The organism is Flavihumibacter solisilvae (assembly GCF_000814475.1).
GTDB lineage: Bacteria > Bacteroidota > Bacteroidia > Chitinophagales > Chitinophagaceae > Flavihumibacter > Flavihumibacter solisilvae.
Genome location: NZ_JSVC01000035.1, coordinates 1 through 5,149, shown reverse-complemented (window position 1 = coordinate 5,149; position 5,149 = coordinate 1). Strand labels below are relative to the sequence as shown.

At 42.5% G+C, this 5,149-nt stretch carries 4 protein-coding genes; 2 read left to right on the top strand and 2 right to left on the bottom strand.

The window, feature by feature from the left end; all coding sequences use genetic code 11:
* Positions 1 to 62 precede the first annotated feature (62 nt).
* Together OI18_RS21955 and OI18_RS21950 are read left to right on the top strand one after the other, a co-directional pair.
* Positions 63 to 1,454: a sigma-54-dependent transcriptional regulator gene (locus OI18_RS21955; protein ID WP_039144081.1), complete on the top strand. Its 1,392-nt coding sequence runs from the start codon at positions 63 to 65 to the stop codon at positions 1,452 to 1,454.
* A 12-nt stretch (positions 1,455 to 1,466) separates the two neighbouring features.
* Positions 1,467 to 3,704, top strand: a complete 2,238-nt coding sequence (locus tag OI18_RS21950; protein ID WP_039144079.1) for a tetratricopeptide repeat-containing sensor histidine kinase — start codon at positions 1,467 to 1,469, stop codon at positions 3,702 to 3,704.
* A 21-nt stretch (positions 3,705 to 3,725) separates the two neighbouring features.
* On the opposite strand, the gene OI18_RS21945 is transcribed toward OI18_RS21950, so the two are convergent.
* Together OI18_RS21945 and OI18_RS21940 are read right to left on the bottom strand one after the other, a co-directional pair.
* Complete coding sequence (locus OI18_RS21945) at positions 3,726 to 4,499, bottom strand: hypothetical protein (RefSeq protein ID WP_039144077.1); 774 nt, start codon at positions 4,497 to 4,499, stop codon at positions 3,726 to 3,728.
* Between the two features lie 125 nt (positions 4,500 to 4,624).
* On the bottom strand, positions 4,625 to 5,080 hold the full coding sequence (locus OI18_RS21940; protein WP_052273484.1) for an RrF2 family transcriptional regulator: 456 nt from the start codon (positions 5,078 to 5,080) through the stop codon (positions 4,625 to 4,627).
* Positions 5,081 to 5,149 lie beyond the last annotated feature (69 nt).

The following is a 5,149-nucleotide window of genomic DNA, read 5'->3' as shown; positions in this document are numbered from 1 at the left end:
AATGTTTTATGGTTTAGATAAAGAACTGTTGTAAATTTAATAGCACATCAAAAAGCCATACATTGAAACCTAAGATCCTGATAGTGGAAGATCAGTTTATTGAGGCCAAGAGTCTCAATGTTATACTCACTAACGCAGGATACTTTACGTGTGCCATTGCACGTTCAGTTGATGCGGCATTATCAATCATTGAAAAAGAGAAGCCTGACCTCGTATTGCTTGATATCTTTCTGCACGGAGAAGGAACCGGTATAGATCTGGGCAAAATATTGAATGAAAAAAACATCGCATTTGTGTACTTATCGGCCAATTCAAACAGGCAGATACTGGAAGCAGCAAAATCAACCAAGCCATATGGCTTTATGGTAAAACCTTTTCGCGCAAAAGATGTGTTGATCATGCTGGACGTTGCACTATACCTTCACAAGAACCGGCAGCCTGAAAAAACGGAGTCTATCGCATCAAAAAAACCGGTCGCGGTTGCACTGCCCCCGGAATTTAATAACCTGATCGGCAAAAGCCAGAAGTTCCTGGAAACACTTGAACAGGCGAAAATCGTTGGTGCTAAAGACACTTCCGTGCTGATACTCGGGGAAAGCGGTACAGGAAAAGAAATGATCGCCCGTTCCATTCACAAAATTTCGGCCAGGCGCAGCAAACCATTCGTTGTCGTTAATTGCGGTACACTACCACCTAACCTGATCGAATCTGAATTGTTCGGCCATGAAAAAGGTTCCTTTACCGGGGCCGCCACTAAAAGGGAAGGCAAGTTTGAACTGGCCGATGAAGGAACAATATTCCTGGACGAGATCGGCGAATTACCAATTGAGCTGCAGGTAAAATTCCTTAGGGTATTACAGGAAAGAGAGATTGAACCCATTGGAGGAAAGCCCAGGAAAGTCAATTTACGTGTACTGGCCGCTACAAATAAAGACCTGGTGGAGGAAGTTGCAGCCGGGCGTTTCCGCATTGACCTGTATTACAGGCTTAACGTTTTTCCACTGATGTTGCCTTCGTTGCGTGAACGAAAAGATGATATAATACCATTGGCAAATTATTTTCTGAAGAAATATGCCGAAGAGGGAAGGCAGCCTCCCGAATTATCAGAGGAAGCTACAAAATCGCTTCTGCAGTATGACTGGCCCGGCAATATCCGGGAATTAGAGAATACTATCCAACGAAATATCGTGCTCTCAAACAGCGCCATAATTGAAACCGCTGATATTCCTGTTTCAAAAAAAACTACCAGCTCCACCCCTGCCAATAAAGACGGATTTAAAACCATGATAGAAAATGAACGTGACCATATTCTTTCAGTCCTTGAAAGTTGTAACTGGAAAATATCCGGGAAGGGAGGAGCTGCAGAAATACTTGATATCAATGCCAACACATTAACCTCAAGGATCAAGAAGCTGGGGATTGAAAAGGAAATCACAGCCAGGAAAAACAGCTAAACTTTTAGTACAATGGCGGGCAGGCTGACAATACTGATCCTGTTAGTAATGATGGTGCTAACAACTTATAGCCAGGAGGTTTCGAAAGAAGATGCCGACTCGCTGTTAAAATCTTTGTCGGAAGGCAGATCGGAAGCCGATCAACTGGACATCTTCCTGATGTTGGCGAAATATTACATCTTCAAAGCTGGAGAAGAAAAAGTTGATTTCGACAGCGCCAGGGAATGCATGCGCAAAGCTGCATATCTGAATAATAAAATAAAATCTGCCGATGCCGAGGCCATTCAAATTTTACTACAGTCGCAGATTGCCAGGGAGAACGGGCAGATAAAGGAAGGGAAGGCAATGGCGGAAACCGCTGTTAAAAGACTGGGAAATAGTAAAAACAAATACTATTCGGCAAACGCATACTTCTTATTATCCGAATACTATAGCTGGGGCAATCTTAATGAGAGTGCCGAGAAAAGGCGACTTGTCGAACTGGCTATTCAGTCATATGAACATACAAAATATAAAGAACAACTTGCTTTTTGTCTTAAACACCTGGCGGATCTTTATGCATTGAATGATGAACGGGAAAAAGCAGTCAAAATGCTTGATCGTAGTCTTCAAATCTATAAATCCATAGGTTACACATCGCTCCAGGGAGTTTACATTCTATATTCATACATCTACTACCAGGAAGGAGATTACAAACACGCGCTCAATTATGGCTTAATGGCCCTGAAGAATGCCCAGATCAGGGGCGACAGCAGTATGTCGCTTTGCCAGATCAATAATTATATCGGAAAGACATTATTCCGGCTAAATGAAAATGAAAAAGCAATCGGCTACTACCGTGAAGCCATGAAGGTAGCTATAAAATATAATGACAATGAGGCGTTGTTGCAAGTTATGGCAAACACCGTCGACAGCTATATAGCATTAAAGAAGCCTTACGAGGCGCTGGTTTTAATGGGAACACTTCCAAAGAAAAATCTCGAGCCAACGCTGGACGAAAGTTATATCTACACGCCTTTGTCATACCTGAAAATTTACAATGAGCTGAGGGACTATAAAGAGATGCAATCATATAGCAACCAGATACTTCAGCTGAACAGGATTCATAAACCCCAGGATAAGTTGTTGAATGACTTCTATCGAATAATGATAGGTTATTACCTGCACGCGAGACAATATAATTCGGCCGAGACGTATACCCGTGCAATTGATTCATTAAGCCAGAAAATCGGTGATCCTCATCGGGTTAAGGAAGACTACTATCTCAAATTCCGGTTAGACACTGCAAGGGGTGAGTACAAATCAGCAGCGGGGAACCTGTTGAAATACCAGGCGCTGAATGATTCGCTCTTTAATGAAGCATCCGGCAGGCAAATAAGGCAACTGGAAGTTGAATTCGAAACGGAAAAAAATAAAAATGAAATCACGGTATTGAATCAAAAGAACCAGTTGCAGCAAAATCACCTAAAGCAGGCCAGGCTGGTAAAAAATTTCACGATCGGTGGAATTGTTTTTTTATTTATTATCATTGGCTTGCTCTACAGGCAATTCAGGCACAAACAACAAAGCAATAAAATAATACTTCAGAAAAATCAACAGCTACAGCTTTACCTGAACGAGAAGGAATGGCTGGTAAAAGAAATCCATCACCGGGTCAAGAATAACTTTCATGTGGTGGCAAGCCTGCTGGAGATCCAGTCAAGTTACCTTAAGAATAAAGAGGCGTATTCAGCAATCAAAGAAAGCCAGCACAGAATTCATTCGATGTCCATCATTCACCAGAAGCTTTACCAGTCTGCAACGCTGTCGACCATCCGGATGCCTGAATACATTTATGAACTGGTTGAATACCTCCGGGAGAGCTATGCAATCAGGGATAGCATCGGATTTTCGTTGCAGGTTGAGAATATTGAACTGGATGATGCTTCCGGCCTTACCCTGGGTTTAATCCTTAATGAGGCAATTACGAATTCGATCAAATATGCATTTACAGATACAATGGATGGCAAGATCACTATTTCTCTAAGTTATATTTCAGATTCGCAGATAATGTTGGGGATAAGTGACAATGGACGCGGGCTTCCAACGGATTTCGAAACCAGGACGGGCACCACTATGGGGATGGAAATGCTGCAGGGACTCACTGATGACCTGGGCGGTAGCTATTCCATCGAAACAAATGGTGGAACACATATAAAGATAATATTCGACTATAAACCCATTGCTGCTGCCAACGTTTCGTTTTCATGATGATAGCTCCACGGCGCCATTTCATCGAGGTACTAAGTATTCTACGGTAACTGTAACCTGGTCGTAGTAGATCTTTACCTTACCTGCGCCCACTGGTGGCGACACGTCTATTCTTACCCCAAAAAATGTTTTGTTAATAATTGCCGGAGTCCATAAATATGACTCATTATGAAAATAGCCACCATTATATCCACTTCCGGGTTGAGAAAATATATATTCCGTTTCATTATCCGGATATACTTTACCGGAATATGAGTCCTGGTCGGTCCAATGTACACCGTATACACAAATACCAAGGTCACAATTATACCTTTGCATTAAGGTCAGAAAATTATCCCCGATAGCAGGGCTCCCTTTTTTAAATCTTCTTACTTTCACTATAATATTCTTTATGGTGGCATTTTCCGGTATGTTGAATTCAAATCCCTGTAAAGAGAGGCTGGCATACCAATTATCGGTATCTAATTCATATGTAGATGCAAACTTATCATCGTCCACCGCCACATCTTCAGCAGTGGCTTCCGGATATGCATTGACGTAAAAATCCGGCCAGCCACCCAAACTATTAAGGTAAGTGGCGGTCCTTGACTGGGTCACAAGACTATCAGCAACAGGAGGTGGTTCAGGTTGCGGCTCATCGTCATCTTTGTTGCACCCGAATCCAGACACAATTAAAAGCAGGACAAATATTGCCCGGAACCCGGGATTACGGTACCGGTTAACTTGTTCGTATGCGCTTTGAAGCAATGCATTCAGAGAAGCTGTTGTGTACCATATGAAGTGTGCACCTCCCATAACAATCAATTAGATTGTCAACCAGCAGGGGTATCAGACTTGAACTATGAAAATAACATTCAGAATGTGGTAGATCAAAGTTACCGATTTTACCAGACCAGTTCAAATTAGGAGGACAGCTTCTTTCACCTGCTTTTCAAAAACTTCCCGCCTTTGTTGATGTCGTCCGCAAGGTCCTGGATCGTCCTGCTATCAAACAATTCAATTAATTGCTCCTTGATCTCCTTGTATTGATTGTGCATAGGACAGGGATTGGTGCCGGAACATTTGTGTAGACCGAGCACACATTTCTCCAGAACCTGCCCCTCACCCATCACATCGAGGACAGCGCGTACCGGTTTATTGCGGCATTTGTCTGTAATGTAGAATCCACCATTAGGCCCGGGAACAGAACGGATCACTTTATTATCCCTGCGCAGGGTCTGCAATATTTTGGCAGTAAAGGAAACGGGCGAATCTATGGCCCGGGCAATGTCATCGATGCTGCATTTATTGTCTTCCGTGGTAGTTTGGGCAATGTAGATCGTAGCCCGTAACGCATATTCTGTCGCCTTTGAAAACATGAGATTGATTTTGATCATCTAAACTAGGAATTAATCTCAAAATAATTAAGGACAAATTTGTCCTTATTAGATATATTTGTCCCGTTA

Excerpts from the sequence above, each read along its gene's own strand:
- OI18_RS21950 (WP_039144079.1), top strand. The coding sequence starts at position 1,467 with ATGGCGGGCAGGCTGACAATACTGATCCTGTTAGTAATGATGGTGCTA.
- OI18_RS21945 (WP_039144077.1), bottom strand. The coding sequence starts at position 4,499 with ATGGGAGGTGCACACTTCATATGGTACACAACAGCTTCTCTGAATGCA.
- OI18_RS21940 (WP_052273484.1), bottom strand. The coding sequence starts at position 5,080 with ATGATCAAAATCAATCTCATGTTTTCAAAGGCGACAGAATATGCGTTA.